Raw genomic sequence first — 16,700 nt, forward strand, 5'->3', positions numbered from 1 at the left:
GGCCAGGCGTTCGGCTTCGGCTTTTTCCGCAGCGATGCGCTCGGCTTCGGCCTGCTCGGCGGCCAGGCGTTCGGCTTCGAGACGCTCAGCCTCGGCCTGCTCGGCAGCAAGACGCTCGGCTTCGAGGCGCTCTGCTTCGGCCTGTTCCGCGGCGATACGTTCGGCTTCGAGACGGGCGGCTTCGGCCTGCTCGGCGGCAAGGCGCTCGGCTTCGAGGCGCTCTGCTTCGGCTTGTTCCGCGGCGATACGTTCGGCTTCGAGACGGGCGGCTTCGGCCTGCTCGGCGGCAAGACGCTCGGCGTCGAGGCGCTCTGCTTCGGCTTGCTCCGCAGCGATACGTTCGGCTTCGAGACGTGCGGCTTCGGCTTGCTCGGCGGCAAGGCGCTCGGCGTCGAGGCGCTCTGCTTCGGCTTGCTCCGCAGCGATACGTTCGGCTTCGAGACGTGCGGCTTCGGCTTGCTCGGCAGCCAAACGCTCGGCTTCAAGACGGGCCGCTTCGGCACGCTCGACTTCGAGACGCGCGGCCTCGATGGTGCTGTCGGCGAAACCGACCGGCAGCAGGTCGAGACCGAGGCTCAGCTCGTCGCCGTCGAAATCGGTCCGGGAGACCGGCTTGGCCGAGGCATCCTCGTTACCGGCGATCTGGGCGAATTCGCGCGAGGGATCGTAATCGCCGAACGCGCTGAGATCGTTGACGGTGAGCTCGGACAGATCCTGGCCTTCCGGCAGGACGTCGTCGTGGTAGAGCTCCTCGGTGATCATCGGCGAACGCGCGTCGGGCAGGCTGTCGCGCAGCGCGGCGATGCGTTCGGGCAGGCCGACGAACATCGGCACGTGCGGCATCGGCGACTTCAGCGCTTCGACCGTAGTGCGGATCGCATCGGCCACCGCGGTCAGCGCGGCCACGCCTTCGGCGCTGGCCGGCGCGGCGCTGGCGAGCAGACGCTTGACGTAGGCTTCGGTCGGCGCGGTCACGTCGGTGATGACCGGCACTTCGGTCATCGCGAAGGCGCCGTTCAAGGTGTGGATCGAACGCTGCAGACCGTCGCTGGCGAGCTGCGGTTGCGGGTGCGAGGCCGCCAGCCAGGCTTCGATGGTGACCAGGTGGCCGGCCACTTCGCCGTCGAGGATTTCGAGCAGGACCGGGTCGACCGAAGCCGGCACGTAGGGCCCGTCGATCGCGACCGGAGCCGCGGTTTCGGTTTCGGCTTCGACCGCGGCTTGTGGGGGCTGATAGAAGGCTTCTTCGCCGGTCGCGAGCAGATCGGCGTGCGCCTCGATGCCGGCGACGTCGACGGTCAGCGGGCCCTGGTTGCGCAGAGCCGCGTAGAAACCCGGCAGCGCGCGATGGGCATGTTCGACCAGGTCGATCACTTCCGGGCTCGCCGCGCGGCCGTGTTCGCGCACGCGGTTGAGCAGGTTTTCGATGTTCCAGCTGAACTCGCCCAGGGTACGCGCGCCGACCAGGCGGCCGCTGCCCTTGAGGGTGTGGAACACGCGCCGTACCGGCTGCACGCGGGCCAGATCGTCCGGCGCTTCGCGCCAGGCCGGCAGCAGGTTGTCGAGGTTGGCGATTTCCTCCTCGAATTCCTCGAGGAAGATTTCCCGCACTTCGTCGTCGATGTCGTCGACTTGTTCGAAACCGCCGGTCGCCACCGACTGTCCGAGCATCGACGGCGGTGCGTCGGGCACGGCGTTGAGCAAGGAGGCGTCGATCAGCGCGCCGCCCGCGGCGACGGACGCCACGGTTTCGGTCGCGGTGGTTTCGCTCGTGATGGATTCGGTCGCGGTGGTTCCGGGCGCGGCGTCGGATGCCGCGGCGAGCGTCGGCTCGACCGGCTCGGCCGCGACGGCGTCGCCGACCGCTTGCGCGTCGACGGTCAGTTCGCTGCGCTGGAGGTCGAGGCTGTCGGCAGCAGCGGATTCCGGCGTCGAGGTCTCGACGACCGGCGCCTGCGCTTGGGTCGTATCGACCGGGGCGGCTTCGACGGCTGGGGTCGCGGCGACCGGGATGGCTTCGGCCGCCGGCTCGACCCGGATCACGTCCGGCAACGGCCAGTAGCGCAGGGTTTCCAGGCTCTGGCGGGCGATGTCGAGAATATCGTCGCGGTTCGGGCGCTGCTCGCGCAGCGCCTCGAGGTAGTACTCCAGGCTCGCCAGCGCATCGGCCAACGTGTCGAGCTGCTGGCCGCTGGGCACGCGGCGGCGGCCGATCAGTTCGACTTCGGTGTAGCGCTTGACGCCGGTCAGGTAGTCGGCCGCCAGCGGCAGCTCGATCATGCGCAGGGCGCCGGCGACTTCGTCGAGCACGCGCGGCACTTCGGTCAGCTCGTCGTGATCCCACTTGGTCTCGACGAAGGCAACGAAAGACTGGCGCGCGTCGCCGAAATTGGCGATGGCTTCGCGTGCGACCACGTCGAGCACCTTGCGCGCCTCACCGGCGAGCAGGTTCTCTTCGGCCTTGTCTTCGGGCAGGCCCAGGCGCGAAACCTGGTCGTCCAGCGAAGCGTCGACATAGAGCAAGGCGCCGGCCACGTCGAGCAAGGTGCCTTCGTCGGCGGCGCGGCGGCCTTCGACGATTTCGTGCATGGCTTCGCGCTGCTGCAGCACCACGGTGCGGGCCATGCCCAGCCCCATCATGCCCAGCGTGTCGCTGACCCGGGCCAGGGCGTCGACTTGCGGACGCAGCTCGCCCGGGTCGGTCTGGTTGGTGCGCAGGTGCAGGTCGAGGGCGTCCTTGACCCGCAACAAGTCTTCTTTGATCGCCGCCGCGACGGTGTCGAGCAGGGCGCGGTTGCGGCCGCTGAGGCTGCCGCGGGCGTGTTCGAGTTCGGACTCGCTGGGCAGGTGCGCGGCGAGTTCGAAGGTCTGGCGCAGGTCGTCGAGCGCCGGATGGCGGCCGTCGCTATGGGCGACGTGGTACAGCAACTGGCGGGTCGGCTCGGCCGCGGGTTCGCCGCGCGGCGCGCTGAAGCCGTCGTCGGACAGCATCTGCCGCGCTTCGCGGTCGACGCCGCCGAAGGCCTGGCGCAGCGCGCGGGTGGCCGGCAGGGCGCCGTCGCGCAGGGCATGGGCGACCGACGAGGCCACCCACAGCATGCGCCGTACCGGTTCCAGCACGACGTCGGCGAGCAGGCCGTCGATAGCGGAGGCGAGCTGGGCCGGATTCGCCGGCGCGCCGTCTTCCGGCCAACCGGCCAGAGCGTCGCGCAGCGAGGCGAGATGCGGCGCGCTGGCATTGCGGCCGGCGGCGCTGCCGACCGGCAGCGGCGGCGGCAGGTGCGCCGGCAGCGGTCGGTCGAGATTCGGTGCGAACAGGACGCTTTCGTTGAGCCCGGACTCGCCGCGCGTGGCGCGCAGTTCGTTGAGCAACGGCAGCAGCACGATCGGAATGTCGCGATGCCCGCCCTGCAAACGCTCCAGGTAGTCGGGCAGCAGCACCACGCCGCGCATCAGCGCCGCGCAGGCCTCGTCGCGGTCGGCGACCTGGCCCTGCTGCAGGGCGATGGCCAGACGCTCCATCTCCTCGGCGACCATGGCCGGCGCATACAGCTCGACCATGCGCAGGGTGCCGTGCACCTGGTGCAGATGGTTCGCGCACACCCGCATGCGCGAGGCGTCGGCGGGATCTTCGGCGAATGCCTCGATCTCCTGGCGCGCCTGGCGCAGGGTTTCGTCCAGCTCGGGCTTGATCCAGCCCAGCGTGGTGGTGTCGATCGCTTCGCGCAACGCGGTCATGACGTGACCCGCCCGTCGGCGGGACCGCGTCGCAGACGCGGACCGTGGCTCTGCCAGCGATGTGTCGGAAGCTTCATCCTCGATACAACCCTTCTTTTAATCCCGTCCCAAAGCCGCCGTTCAAAGCGCCGCGTCGTGTCTCGGCTGCCGCCGGGTCAGGCCGGCAGCTTGAAGTCGGCGACCGAACGGCGCAGGTCGGCCGCCAGTTGCGCCAGGTTTCCAATCGACGCTGCGGTCTGGTTGGCGCCTTGCGAGGTCTGCGAGGTGATCTGCTGAATCGTGTTCATGGTCTGGGTGATGTTCGAGGCGGCGCTGGACTGCTGCTGCGCCGCACTGGAAATGCCCTGAATGAGGTTGGACAAGTCGGACGACACCTTTTCGATCTCGCCCAGCGCGGTACCGGCGTCCTCGGCCAGTCGCGCACCCGCGACCACTTCCGAGGTCGTCTGTTCCATCGAGCTGACAGCTTCGTTGGTGTCGGACTGAATTGTCTGAACCAGCGTCTCGATTCGCTTGGTTGCGTTGGAGGCGCGTTCTGCGAGTCGCTGCACTTCGTCGGCCACGACCGCGAAGCCTCGGCCCGCTTCACCGGCGGAGGCCGCCTGGATCGCGGCGTTCAGCGCCAGGATGTTGGTCTGTTCCGAGATGTCGTTGATCAGTTCGACGATCGAGCCGATTTCCTGCGAGCTTTCGCCCAGGCGCTTGATTCGCTTCGAGGTTTCCTGGATCTGGTCGCGGATCGAGTCCATGCCCTGAATCGTCTGCCGCACCACGCCCGCGCCCTTGGTCGCGATCTGCACCGAGCGCTGCGCCACGTCGGCCGACTCGGCCGAGTTCTTCGAGACCTGGTCGATCGAGGCCGCGATTTCGCTGATGCGGTCGGAGGCGGAGTTGATTTCCTGAGCCTGGTGCTCGGCCGCTTCGGCCAGGTGCATCGCGGTGGCCTGGGTTTCCTGGGCGCTGGAGGCGACCTGCACCGAGGTGTCGGTAATGGTCTGCACCAGGCTGCGCAGCTGCTCGACGGCGAAGTTGATCGAGTCGGCGATCGCGCCGGTCATGTCCTCGGTCACCGTCGCCTTGACCGTCAAGTCGCCTTCTGCGAGCGAACCCATTTCGTCCAGCAGGCGCATGATGGCCTCCTGGTTACGGTCGTTGAGTTCCTTGGTGGTCTGGTAGCGGCGCTGCTGGGCGTAGTTCAGCGAGAACAGCAAGCCGGCGATCGCGACCAGCGCGGCCAGACCGGAGATGATCGACAGCCACAGGTTGCCGAACACGCTCTTGTCGCGCAGCGAACCGAAGGCGGTGAAGGCGCTGAACAGCGATTCGCTTTCGCTCAACAGCCGCTCGGAGCCGCCGGTGATCGATTCGGCCGCGGCCTGGGCCTGGAACAGGTCCTTGGAGCTGGCCGAGATCGCGTCCAGGTCCTTCTTCATTTCCAGCCACAGCGCTTCGGCCTGGCCGAGCGCGGCGAGCGCGCTGGAGTTGGACAGCGCGGTCACGCCGAACGAGGTGTCGCCCTTGCGCAGGCCGGTGAGGACGTTGCCGAACACGGTGGCGTCGCGGACCAGCGCTTCGCCGGCCATGCCGGCGCCGCTGCCGCCGGCGCGGATTTCGGTGATGCGTCGGGCCATGGTCGCCGACAGCACGACCTGGCGCAGGGCGATGTAGACCTGCGAGGACGGCGAGCCGGAGGCCGACATGGCGCGGACCAGTTCGTCGAGGCGGGCCTGCAGCTGCGGGACGCGGCTGGAGAAGCTGTCGGCGTTGCCGGCCAGGGCCAGCACCGCCTTCTCGCTCGCGATCACCTGTTCGGCGCTCTGCCCCAGCGGCTGCCAGCTCTTGCTGACCACGCCGATCGGGCCCGACACGCCGGCGGTGTCGCCGAAGTTGTCGTTGAGCGTCTGCACGTCTTCGTCGATCGCGGCCTTGGTCTTCTTAAACTCGGCGAAGGCGTCTTTCGCGCCGCCGACCGCTTCACGGCCTTGAATGGCGAGCTTCTGCGAATTCACCTGCAGGTTCGACGCCGCCGAGCCGGCGCCGCCGAGCCTGGCGCCTTTCCAGGTCGCGTAGCCTGTGTTGAGACCGAACACCAGCACCGATACGGCCAGTACGATCAGCCAGGTGTTGGCGCCCAGAAGGCGGCTCTTGCCGGCGTTGTCCATCACAGTGCTCATGGTTCGCAAACCTCGGTGAACTTACTAGTCGGGCTGATGAAGGGAGCGGCTCAGGCCGCTGCTTGTCGGAATTCGGGAGTACGGGCCAGGCGGTCGAGGCTGAAGATGCCCCAGTACCGGTCGTCCAGGCGGTAGGCCCGGTCGATGAAATACGCGTAGCGGCCCTCGGTGAGGCCCTGCTCGGCGCCTTCCTCGAGAGCGATCTGCTGCTGGTCGTGGAAACTGCGCTGGCCGTAGAGCTCGTCGATCAGCACGGCGACGTCGCCGCCGGGCTGGCGCACCAGCAGGATGCGCTGGCCCTCGTGCAGCACCGTGCGCTCGCCTTCCAGGAATTGCTTGAGGTCGACGATCGGCAGCAGGTTGCCGCGCACGTTGGCCAGGCCGAGCATCCACGGCTGCGAGCCGGGGACGTGGGTGACCTGCGGCAGCGACAGGATTTCCACCACCTCGGCGAAGGTCGACGCCAGGCGCCGGTCGCCGATGCGGTAGCCGACGCCGCGCCACAGGCCGGGCGCGTCGAGCTGTTCGGGCAGGCCGGGCACGTGCGCCAGACTGCGGCGCTCGTAATCGGTCAGCACATCGAACGGCGGCTTGAGCGTCATCGTTTCAGTTACCCAGCAATGCGTTGATCCGCGCGATCAGTTCGTCCTCGCGCGGCGGTTTGACGATGTAGTCGCGCGCGCCCTGGCGCATGCCCCAGGCGCGATCGGTTTCCATGCCCTTGGTGCTCACGATCAAGACCGGGATCGCACTGGTCTGCGCGTCGCGGCTGAGCGCGCGCGTAGCCTGGAACCCGTTCATGCCCGGCAACACCACGTCCATCATCACCAGGTCCGGCAGCTCGCGCTTGCAGGCTTCGATGCCGTCCTCGGCGCTGCCCGAAGCGAAAACTTCGTGCCCATTGCGTTGCAGCAATTGGGTCAGGACCGCGGTATCCGTCGGCGAGTCCTCGATAAGCAGGATGCGTGCCATGGTGTGCCTTACCCCCCGGTCAGGCGTGTACGTGCTTGCGAATCGCGTCGAGGAGTTCCTCGCGCGTAAAAGGCTTGGTCAGGTATTGCTCGGACCCGACGATGCGGCCCCGCGCCTTGTCGAACAGGCCGTCCTTCGAAGACAGCATGATCACCGGCGTGCCCTTGAACAGTTGATTGTTCTTGATGAGCGCGCACGTCTGATAGCCGTCCAGACGCGGCATCATGATATCCACGAAAATGATCTGTGGCTGCTGGTCGGCGATCTTCGCCAGCGCTTCGAATCCGTCGATGGCCGTGACCACCTCGCACCCTTCGCGTTTCAACAGTGTCTCGGCGGTTCGACGGATGGTCTTGGAATCGTCGATCACCATGACCCTTAGACCATCGAGGCTGCCGCTACGAACCTCGTCGAGCATTCTTTGTATCCCCCATTGCAAACGCCGATATCCCCGGGCGTCGCGAAGCCGTCTTTATTCCAAGCCGCACGCAGGCTGTCAAGCGCGCATTCCGTGCCTGGAAACTGAATACGCAGCGATTCCGTCATCCGGAACAGGCTCGCCGTGCGCTACCGAACGTTGTGCAGGCCGATTACTCGGTCCGCGCATCGCCGCCCCGTCGCATCGCGCAGTAGCCTTGATCGCTGCGTGTCGCAAATGGACGCAGCGCGACCGTTTCCGACCCCGTCATCATGACAGATACCGGCGACCTGCCTGCTACCATCGCCGTCAATCTTTTAGGATTCCGTTCCCATGCCGTTGGACATCGTCGTCGTGATGGACCCCATCGGGTCGATCAAGATCGCCAAGGACTCGACCTTCGCCATGCTACTGGAAGCGCAGCGCCGCGGACATCGGCTCTGGTACGTGCAGCCGGGCGGACTGAGCCTACACGGTGGCCATGCGGTGGCGAAGGTGACGGCGCTGGAAGTGCGCGACGACCCGAGCGGCTGGTACAAACTGGGAACTTGGTCACAAATCAAATTGACGACCGGTCACGTTGTACTGATGCGCAAGGACCCGCCGGTCGACGCCGAGTACCTGCACGACACCCAGATCCTGAGCATGGCCCAGCGCGCCGGCGCCTTCGTGGTCAACGATCCGCAGGGCCTGCGCGACTACAACGAGAAGCTCGCCGCCCTGCTGTTCCCGCAGTGCTGCGCGGCGACCCTGGTCAGCCGCAACCCCGCGGCGGTCAAGGAATTCCTCGCCTTCCACCAGGAAGCCGTGCTCAAGCCGCTCGACGGCATGGGCGGGCGCTCGATCTTCCGCGTCCGCGCCGGCGAGCCGAACGTCAACGTGATCCTGGAGACCTTGTCCGACGGCGGCCGCCACCTGGTGATGGCGCAGAAGTACCTGCCGGAGATCAGCGACGGCGACAAACGCATCCTGCTGGTCGACGGCGTGCCGGTCGACTATGCCCTCGCCCGCATCCCGCAGGGCGACGAGTTCCGCGGCAACCTCGCCGCCGGCGGCCGCGGCGAAGGCCGCCCCCTCAGCGAGCGCGACCGTTGGATCGCCGCCGAAGTCGGCCCGGAGATGAAACGCCGCGGCATGCTGTTCGTCGGCCTGGACGTGATCGGCGACTACATGACCGAGCTCAACGTCACCAGCCCGACCTGCATCCGCGAGCTCGACGAACAATTCGGCCTCAACATCGCCGGGCTGCTGTTCGACGCGATCGAGGCCCGCGTCGCCGCCCAGGCCGCATGAGCGCCGTCGCCCCCGCCTCCCCGGCCGGCGGCATCGCCGGGCCGCAGCGCTTCAGCGCGACCATGGTGCTGTCGCTGCTGGTGCACGGCATCGTCGTGCTCGGCGTCGGCTATACCCTGGAGCAGGCCGCGCCGGTGGTGCCGACCCTCGACGTGATCCTGACCCAGACCCAGACCGCGCTGACGCCCAAGCAGGCCGACTTCCTCGCCCAGGCCAACAACCAGGGCGGCGGCGAGCACGACAAGAGCACGCGCCCGCGCGACAACCAGTCCGGCCCCGCCCCGCAGGCCGAGGCCGGCGTCGCCCAGATGGCGCTGCGCGCCCAGTCGCCGACCGCCCAACCCGAGCCGGTCGCGCGCGTGGTCAGCAGCACCCGCGGCGAAACCGTGACCGCGCGCGACCGCAGCACCCAGACCCCGACCGAGCGGCCGCTGCCGACCGGCCCGCGCAAGATCGAGCACGACATCGAGATGGCGCGCCTGGCCGCCGAGATCCACATGCGCTCGGAGCGCTACGCCAAGCGCCCGACCCGCAAGTTCGTCTCGGCCAGCACCACCGAGTACGCCTGGGCCGGCTATCTGCGCGAGTGGGTCGACCGCGTCGAGCGCGTCGGCAACCTCAACTACCCCGACGAAGCGCGCCGCCGCCGGCTCGCCGGGCAAGTGGTGATCAGCGTGGCCGTGCGCCGCAACGGCAGCGTCGAACGCGCCGACATCATCCGCAGCAGCGGCATCGCCCTGCTCGACGCCTCCGCCCTGCGTATCGCCAAACTGGCCGAGCCTTACCCGCCGCTGCCCAGGACCGAGGAAAACCCGGACATCCTCCACGTCACCCGCACCTGGAATTTCCTGCCGGGCGGGTCGCTGGTCGACGAGTAAGGCAAGGCCGCCAGGCCGGGTTTCCGCTCCCCATGCGGCCATGGCCGAACCTGTCCGGCTCAATGGATTGATCGCAATGCACGCCTCCTTCAAGTCCTTTCGATGGCTGCCCGTCTTCACGATCGGCCTGGCCTTGTTGACTGCGGCATGCGGCAAAGCTCCCGCACCGGCCGACGCGGCTGCCACGGACGCCCGTTGGGCCTCGCTCGGCGAACGCCTGTTCAACGACAAGAGCCTCAGCAGCGATGGCCGCACCAACTGCGCGAGCTGCCATCGCCCCAGCCAAGCGTTTACCGATGGGCTGGCGACTTCGGTCGGCGCGCAGGGCCGAACCGGCACCCGCAACGCGCCGTCGCTGCTGGACGTGGCCGAGCTGCCGCAGTTCTTCTGGGACGGGCGGGAGTCGAGCCTGGAAACCGTGGTCCTGCAACCCCTGACCAACCCGGTGGAAATGGGCCTGGCTTCGACCGAGGAACTCGTGCGCCGTCTTGAACGGACTCCGCAGTATGCCGAGGCCTTCAAGCCGCTCGGGGGCGTATCCGGGGAATCTGCCGCCAAGGCTTTGGTCGCCTATCTGCGCACGCTGCGCAGCGGCGACAGCGCCTACGACCGTTTCGTGGCAGGCGACCGCAATGCGCTCGGCCCCGACGAACAGGCTGGCCTGGCGCTGTTCACCGGCAAAGCAGCCTGCAACGAATGCCATGTCCTGCAAACGCCACGCGCACGCCTCACCGATGATCGCTTCCACCACCTCGGCGTCAACGACGACGCCATCGCCGGCAAGGTGGCGACGCTTATCCCGCGCATCGCCGATCGAAAACAGCTCGGGCGGATCGTCCTGACCGAGACCGACGTTGCTGGACTCGGGCATTTCGTCGCAAGCCGCAAACCAGCCGACCTGGCGGCGTTCCGCACGCCGTCGCTACGTAACGTCGCGCTGACTGCGCCGTATATGCATGACGGTTCGGTGGCGACTTTAAATGAGGCTGTAGAGCAGGAGATCTATTATCGAAGCCTCAGCAAAGGGTTGCCGGTGCCATTGATTGTAGAGGAACGTATGCAATTGATAGCGTTCTTAAACGCACTATCGCCCTAATAAATCTCGCCCATGTTTTGCCGCTTGCTCAGATCGACGCAAAAAAGGATCTTTATCAGATTGGCGCAACCGCAACTCATGGGAACCTATTCGGCAGCGATGCAGCCCTAGCCTCCTGTTCAACCCAGGTCACTCGGAGTTTTGCGTCGCAGCCAAGTGCCTAATGAAATATCACGAAATCAGCGTCGCTACAAAACTGCAATCAGCACATCAGCCCATCGCTCAATCCTGCTTAAATCGCACGCCGAGCCGACTCTAAAAGCCGCAAAGGTCAATATATTTAACGACACCACCACTATCACTCTCGCCTTCGCTGGAGCATGGCAGCTAAACCTATGCCAATAAAAAAAGGCATTCCGAACCAAACTGCCACAGGAAATAAAGCATTCATCTCTTTCGAGAATGTTATCGGCACCATACACAATGCGAACCAAAGTACAAAACCCAGCACTCGAAGCACAAAGATAGTCGCAACACCGAAGCTGGCCGAGGCGACGCGCTTGGCGGCTCTAGGTTTTGCAATACGAACCGCAAATAGTCGCATCGGTAAATCCATTACATACGGAGTTGCGGAACCGAATGCGAGCACGTATGCCATCACAAACCAAGGATGAGCACTCATTTGCAGCCGCAGCCGCCACTTGGCTCCGGAGTGTTGCCGTACAAGCCGCCTCCAACATTCCTTATCAGGCTATTCGCTCCGGTGTTGGCCGCTATGTCATTCATGTTATTCATACGACGTGCCACTCCTGAAGCGAGCCAAGGGGATGTTTCGTCCCAGCGCACACGTGAGCGACTAAACGCACCGCCGATTAGCCCTCCTCCCGCACCCGTTACAGCGCTCCAACCCAGACCAGCAGCGTCGATCGGCTCGTTGTTGGACAACTGAGTCAACCCATACTGAGTTACGTTCGAACCCGCGCCAAGCGCGGCCGCTGCCAACCCGGTCGCAGCAAAAGGTGCCAATGCACCGGTTACAGCCCCGACACCCGTAGCGATCCCTACATCGCCCCAGTCGATGCAGTCCCAGTTTCCTCCGTCCTGCATCAACTGCATGGCGAGATTCGTTCCGCCGCCCACAAGGCCGCCGATCAAGCCGGTCACAGCATTGACGAGCAGCTTCCCATCCGGGTCTACATAAACAACGGGGCTGCCTCCAACGTAGGCGTAGGCATTCAATCCGCCAGCCAACCCGATCGGGTCCTCGCTAATGAAGCGCGCCATCCCCGGGTGATAGTAACGCGCTCGGTAGTAGTACAAGCCACTCGCGTCTAGTTCACGTCCTGTGTATTGGTACGGATTATCGAAACCGTTCTGACTCGCTTGCGTTTGCCCATACGGCGTGTAGTCGTAGCGCTGAACCATTGCACCGCTTCCATTAACCAGCGCCTTGGTGCTACCCAATCCATCGACTAAGAAGTAAGTGCGGCCAGAAGCTTCCGTGCGCGCAAACCGTTGATCGATCCCCAGCCCTGTTAGTACACCGTTTACTTGTGAGCCGCGCGCTTCCTGCACCGTATCTAATCCGTCGTAAAGATACTGCACGGTCTGGCCGCTTTCGGTCTTACTGATACGCCGACCGAGCGGATCATAGGCATAACTCGCGATCAACTGCCCGCCCTGCTGAATAGCCACCAATTGATTACGACCGTTCCAGACATAAGTTCGAACACCATCCCCGGTCAGATTGCCGTTGGCGTCGTAACTCAAAGTCTGCCCCTGGAACTGAATCTGTCGATGGTTATCGTCGAACGCATTGCCCGTGCTCGCGGCAGGCAGCAAGCTGTTTGCCCACGAGCCCGTCTGGGCCGTGCGCCGCCCAACCCGATCGTAGCCATAGCCCATGGCACCCAAAACGGCGCCGTCGGATTTCGCGTAAGCGAGCCCAGTCAGATCGCTGGCCTCGTTGAACGAATACGCTGCAGTCACCCCGTTGGGCAGGGTCATGCTCTTGCGACGGCCGATCTCGTCGTAATCGAACTCAACGACCTCGCTGCCCTGCCAGAGCCGCTTGAGTTGATCGCCATCGTCGTAACGGTATTCGACCTTCGCCTGGCTGCCAGCGGTCATGCCTATCCGACGCCCCATGGCATCGTACTCATAGGTGATTATGCCGGCCGCGCCTGTTTCCTTGCTCAGCCGATCGAAATCGTCGTAGTCCCAACTGACAGTGCCGGCCAACGAATCCAGTAACTGGCGTGGACGGTCCGCTTCGTCATATACCGTGGTTCGCGTACTACCATCCGGCAGCGTTGTGGTCTCCGGGCGCCCCAGTGCATCATAAGCGACGCTGGCCATCTGGCCGCCTCTAGTCTTGTAACTCTTCAAGCGGTCGTCTTCGTAAGTCCAGGTTTCTGCCTGATCGAGACTATCGCGCCGCTCCTTGATCCGATCTCGGGCGTCATAGGCATAGGTAATGCCGTTGCCGTGGGGTAACAGCACCGCCTCGACATTGCCGTTGTTGTCGTAGCTCAGCTCCGTGGCCTGCTGCATCGGATCGATCACCCTGCGTAACCGATCGTTGCTGTCGTAGCTGCGACGGCTAATGCGAGCATCTGCATCGCGCACCACTACGAGTCGGCCGAGCGTGTCATACGCCAACCCCGTAGCTCGCCCCATCGGATCTACCATGGCAGTCAGTTGACCCGCTTCGTAGCGATAAGTCGTGACATAACCCTTCGCATCGATCACCTTCAGCGGCTGGCCGGATGCATCACAGACGATCTCGGTACTACGATTCAAAGGATCAGTGATCCGGCTCAAGCAGCCGTCGGTATACTCCAATATTGTCTTCCGATGCAGCGCATCGGTCACGCTCTTAATCTGGCCATCAGGGTGATAGGCCATATTAACCGTCTGCGATTTTGACGTCCCCGCGAGCCCCGTAATCTGGATGATCTGGCCGGCTGCGTTGTACTGATACGCGGTCTTTCGGCCTAGCGGGTCAGTCCGCACCTTCACTTGACCCGACGAGTAACGTTCGAATAAATAGGTTTGCGACTTGGCCGTACCATAGCCATGCGTGTCGCTAATCGGATAGGGCGTAGCCGACTCATCGAAGACTACCCGCCGCTTCACCCCATTCGGGCGTGTCACGAGGACTGCAAAGTGCCCCTCCGGCGTACTGCTGTAACTGAATGAATAAACGCTATTGTCAGCGAGGGTCTGCTTAGCGATTCGGCCGATCCAACTGCCGTGACGGGGATATTCGTTGAACACCACCCGGTTGCCGCGGCGGTCGGTCACCGACTCCATCACGTGTTGCAGCAGAGTCGTTCCGAACTGCTTGTGCTGCTTCGCGTACAGGCAGAACCGCGGATCCACGTTGATCCCGGCCGGACAGACATCGAAATCGTCGGCGAACGTACCGACGATATAGGTATAGCTCTTCGTCGTCAGATCGGGGTAGGTCACCTTCTTGAGCAGGTCGCGCTCGTCGTACTCATACCCCCACGCCCGGCCGGTATGATCCGTCGCAGTCTTGATCCGGTTCTTGGTGTCGTAAACGAACGTCAGGATGCGTCCGTTCGGCGACACCAGTTGCGTCAGCAGCCCTGCGGTGTATCCCAGGCGCGTCTGATTGCCGAAGCGGTCCTGCACCCATTGCAGCTTGGTGTTGTTGTAGCTGCCGAACTGCATCGTCGACCCGTCGCGCAGGGTCACGCGATAGGCCCGCCCATAGGGCTGCTCCGGGTCGGCGTCGTAGACGGTGCGCATCACGGCACCGGCAAACGAGCTACGCGACCCGTTCTGTCGCCATTCGCCCTGCGCGCCGGTGCCCGACAGACGGTCGAATTGCACAGCCGATCCGTTCGGCAACACCATGCGGATCGCGGCATAGTCCTCCGACGTACGCTGCAGATAATAGTTGTAGCCCAACGACATGCCCAGTCCGAACTCGCGACGTACCATGTCGCGCGGACGGTAGTGCCGGCTGAGCGATAAAGGCACCACATCGGCAAGGATCACGTCAGTATCGCTATAGATAAAATCGCCCGTGTGCAAATCGACCGGATCGCCATCGTTTGCGGAGCCACCACAACCCTTTTTCGAATCGCATTTATCGCCGTCCGGCGGCATCCCATCCTTCGGCGGCGGATCGTTATTAGGCACGCTGTACATCCCGCCCATCGTCTGGTGCAGGGCCACGCCGCGCTCAGGCTCGAACTGTTTGCCGTCTTCCGAGACCGTGCCTTGGCCGTAGACCCGCCAGCCTTCGCGCGGGTCGTAGATCCAGAAGTCCGCCACGGTACCTGCCGGCTTGCGGTCGTAATTCGGGTAAAACACCCGGATTCCGCCCGAGGCGGCCGGGGTCAGGCCTTGTACTTGCGCGCCGCCCGGCTCGAGGGTGAACGCCATCGGGTGGTTTTCTTTCACCGGGAACGGGGCGCGGTTCACCGGCGTCGGAACGATCGCCAGTTCCGTCACCAAGCGTCCCCTGCGATCGCGGATGACTGTGTCGGCCGGAATCCGCAGCTCAAGGCCCGGAATATCGGGATGCCCCACCCGCAACTCCTGCTTCAAAGGCGAGGAGATGCGTATCTTGTCGCGCGCAGTGATCCGCGGCAGGTGCAGCAGATAGCTCAGTTCCGTCAGCCGCGCCTTCGCGACCCGCATACCGACGACAAACTGCCCGTATTCCGCTTCGGGTCCGTTGGCCGTGCTGCCATCGACATAGAGCTCCTGCCAGCCGGCAGGCGCATCCAGCAGCGTGAACCAACCGTCCGCGTTGGTCAGCGCCTTCTGGCGGCCGATGCTGACCTCCACGTTCGCGACGGGCTGCTCATCGACCCGCACCACTCGTCCACGCACGGCCGTGACGCCGTACAGCGCCGCTGTCTTGGCCATCGATGCGTTCGGCGTCGGCCGCTGGTCCGGCGTGTAGATTCGCCATCTACTGTCGGTGTTGTCCGCGCCCGGGTACCACACGCCGTCCTTGAGTTCAGAACGTGCGCGGCACGGCGCATACCACGCGCCCTTTTGCGTGCAGACTCGGGCGGCGCCCTGGCCGGTTACCTGTACCTCGGTCGGCTCGGTCGCCGCTACCTCATCGGCATTCAGCGCAACCGTCCGGAAGTCGATCGCGGTCGCTGCCAGCGGCTGGCCGTTGCGACCGCGCACCCCATCGATCAGCAAGGTGTAAGCCGAGCCCGGAAACAGCGCCTGCTGCGGCGTCACGAAGACTAAACGACCGCCTTCCACCGGCACCACTCGCACCGCTGTGCGTCCGCCGGGGCCGAACAGCACCACGCTGCTGGCATTCACTTCCGACACCCGCAAGGGTTCGTTGAAACGCAGCCACAAACGGGCATCCGGCGACACCTCCGCCGACTTCGGCGCAGGCCAGGACCCGGACAACACCGGCGCGCCCGAACCCGTAGACGCAGCCTGCTTCGCCGCCGCAACGAACATCTGGCGCTCGGGATCGAACTGATCCTCCTTCACCAGGCGCCGCCCTTGCGCGTCCACGCCACCCGACAATCGCACCCGGCCGTCAGCACCCAAGGTGCTGGCATGGCCGAGTCTCGGCGGGCTCCACACGCCTTGCGCCACCTGCACCTTACCGTCGCGCTCGTCCCACAGTTCGGACTTCGTCACTCCCGCCACGCCCGGCGACCAACCGCCCGTCAGCAGCAGCCGACCATCGCTGAGAACGGTCGCCGCATGACCTGCACGCGGCACCAGCGCCAGCGATACGGTCGGCGTCAATGTCTGCGTCCCGAAGTCGAACCACAGCCCCTGCGGTTGGGCGCGCCCCTGCTCGTCCACGCCGCCCCATACCAACGCACGGCCGCTCGGAAGCAAACTCAGGCTGGCCAAGCGACGGACAGCCGGCAGCGACCAGCGCCGCAATGCCTTGGACGAGTCGCTGCCATCGCGGAGTTCAAGGGAGCGTCCGTCGCGCGCGAGCAGCAGCCAGCGACCGTCCGGCATCTGCGCTCGCGCTTGCGGCGCATCCAACGCCAATTGCTGGGATAACGGCGACGGCAGCGGCTCCAGCGCCGCGCCGACTTCGCCCGGACGCATGGCCGTCATGCCTAATGCCAAACCCAGCGCCAGCACCGCTGCGCCCATCCGCCAGCCCTTGCGCTTTCCCTGTCCGATGTGGCTCATCGCTTACTTCCTCGATC

At 65.0% G+C, this 16,700-nt stretch carries 9 protein-coding genes and 2 pseudogenes; 3 read left to right on the forward strand and 8 right to left on the reverse strand.

From position 1 onward, the window contains the following. Positions 1-1,401: 1,401 nt before the first annotated feature. From ACKN61_RS19205 to pilG, 6 genes and pseudogenes are all read right to left on the reverse strand, one after another. Positions 1,402-3,099: pseudogene (locus ACKN61_RS19205) on the reverse strand (Hpt domain-containing protein); the annotation flags it as partial. A gap of 138 nt (positions 3,100-3,237) precedes the next feature. Continuing rightward, positions 3,238-3,738: pseudogene (locus ACKN61_RS19210) on the reverse strand (Hpt domain-containing protein); the annotation flags it as partial. Between the two features lie 155 nt (positions 3,739-3,893). Further along, positions 3,894-5,912 carry a methyl-accepting chemotaxis protein gene (locus ACKN61_RS19215; protein WP_408950817.1) on the reverse strand — a complete coding sequence of 673 codons (2,019 nt, stop codon included), beginning with the start codon at positions 5,910-5,912 and terminating at the stop codon, positions 3,894-3,896. Positions 5,913-5,962: 50 nt separating this feature from the next. Further along, positions 5,963-6,514, reverse strand: coding sequence for a chemotaxis protein CheW (locus ACKN61_RS19220; RefSeq protein WP_408950818.1), 552 nt, complete (start codon positions 6,512-6,514; stop codon positions 5,963-5,965). Between the two features lie 4 nt (positions 6,515-6,518). After that, a complete protein-coding gene (locus tag ACKN61_RS19225; RefSeq protein ID WP_031372855.1) occupies positions 6,519-6,884 on the reverse strand; it encodes a response regulator transcription factor in 366 nt (121 codons plus the stop codon). A gap of 19 nt (positions 6,885-6,903) precedes the next feature. After that, positions 6,904-7,302 carry a twitching motility response regulator PilG gene (pilG, locus tag ACKN61_RS19230; protein WP_031372856.1) on the reverse strand — a complete coding sequence of 133 codons (399 nt, stop codon included), beginning with the start codon at positions 7,300-7,302 and terminating at the stop codon, positions 6,904-6,906. 333 nt (positions 7,303-7,635) lie between these two features. On the opposite strand from pilG, the gene gshB reads away from it, so the two are divergent. The 3 genes from gshB to ACKN61_RS19245 are packed head-to-tail and all read left to right on the forward strand — an operon-like array spanning position 7,636 to position 10,569. Next, positions 7,636-8,595, forward strand: coding sequence for a glutathione synthase (gene gshB / locus ACKN61_RS19235; RefSeq protein ID WP_408950819.1), 960 nt, complete (start codon positions 7,636-7,638; stop codon positions 8,593-8,595). Beyond that, positions 8,592-9,473, forward strand: a complete 882-nt coding sequence (locus ACKN61_RS19240) for an energy transducer TonB (RefSeq protein ID WP_408950820.1) — start codon at positions 8,592-8,594, stop codon at positions 9,471-9,473. The genes gshB and ACKN61_RS19240 overlap by 4 nt, the downstream gene beginning before the upstream one ends. A 40-nt stretch (positions 9,474-9,513) precedes the next feature. Beyond that, the gene (locus ACKN61_RS19245; protein WP_408950821.1) at positions 9,514-10,569 is read left to right on the forward strand and encodes a cytochrome-c peroxidase; all 1,056 of its coding nucleotides are present in this window, start codon (positions 9,514-9,516) and stop codon (positions 10,567-10,569) included. Between the two features lie 298 nt (positions 10,570-10,867). Here the strand turns inward: ACKN61_RS19245 and ACKN61_RS19250 are convergent, their stop codons facing one another. Then, the gene (locus tag ACKN61_RS19250) at positions 10,868-11,125 is read right to left on the reverse strand and encodes a hypothetical protein (RefSeq protein ID WP_408950822.1); all 258 of its coding nucleotides are present in this window, start codon (positions 11,123-11,125) and stop codon (positions 10,868-10,870) included. Between the two features lie 62 nt (positions 11,126-11,187). Beyond that, positions 11,188-16,683: an RHS repeat-associated core domain-containing protein gene (locus tag ACKN61_RS19255; protein WP_408950823.1), complete on the reverse strand. Its 5,496-nt coding sequence runs from the start codon at positions 16,681-16,683 to the stop codon at positions 11,188-11,190. Between the last annotated feature and the right edge of the window lie 17 nt (positions 16,684-16,700).

Source organism: Lysobacter sp. Hz25 (genome assembly GCF_046097045.1).
GTDB classification, from domain to species: Bacteria; Pseudomonadota; Gammaproteobacteria; order Xanthomonadales; family Xanthomonadaceae; genus Lysobacter; species Lysobacter antibioticus_B.

Excerpts from the sequence above, each read along its gene's own strand:
- ACKN61_RS19220 (WP_408950818.1), bottom strand. The coding sequence starts at position 6,514 with ATGACGCTCAAGCCGCCGTTCGATGTGCTGACCGATTACGAGCGCCGC.
- ACKN61_RS19215 (WP_408950817.1), bottom strand. The coding sequence starts at position 5,912 with ATGAGCACTGTGATGGACAACGCCGGCAAGAGCCGCCTTCTGGGCGCC.
- ACKN61_RS19240 (WP_408950820.1), top strand. The coding sequence starts at position 8,592 with ATGAGCGCCGTCGCCCCCGCCTCCCCGGCCGGCGGCATCGCCGGGCCG.
- ACKN61_RS19255 (WP_408950823.1), bottom strand. The coding sequence starts at position 16,683 with ATGAGCCACATCGGACAGGGAAAGCGCAAGGGCTGGCGGATGGGCGCA.
- gshB (WP_408950819.1), top strand. The coding sequence starts at position 7,636 with ATGCCGTTGGACATCGTCGTCGTGATGGACCCCATCGGGTCGATCAAG.
- ACKN61_RS19245 (WP_408950821.1), top strand. The coding sequence starts at position 9,514 with ATGGCCGAACCTGTCCGGCTCAATGGATTGATCGCAATGCACGCCTCC.
- ACKN61_RS19225 (WP_031372855.1), bottom strand. The coding sequence starts at position 6,884 with ATGGCACGCATCCTGCTTATCGAGGACTCGCCGACGGATACCGCGGTC.
- pilG (WP_031372856.1), bottom strand. The coding sequence starts at position 7,302 with ATGCTCGACGAGGTTCGTAGCGGCAGCCTCGATGGTCTAAGGGTCATG.
- ACKN61_RS19250 (WP_408950822.1), bottom strand. The coding sequence starts at position 11,125 with ATGGATTTACCGATGCGACTATTTGCGGTTCGTATTGCAAAACCTAGA.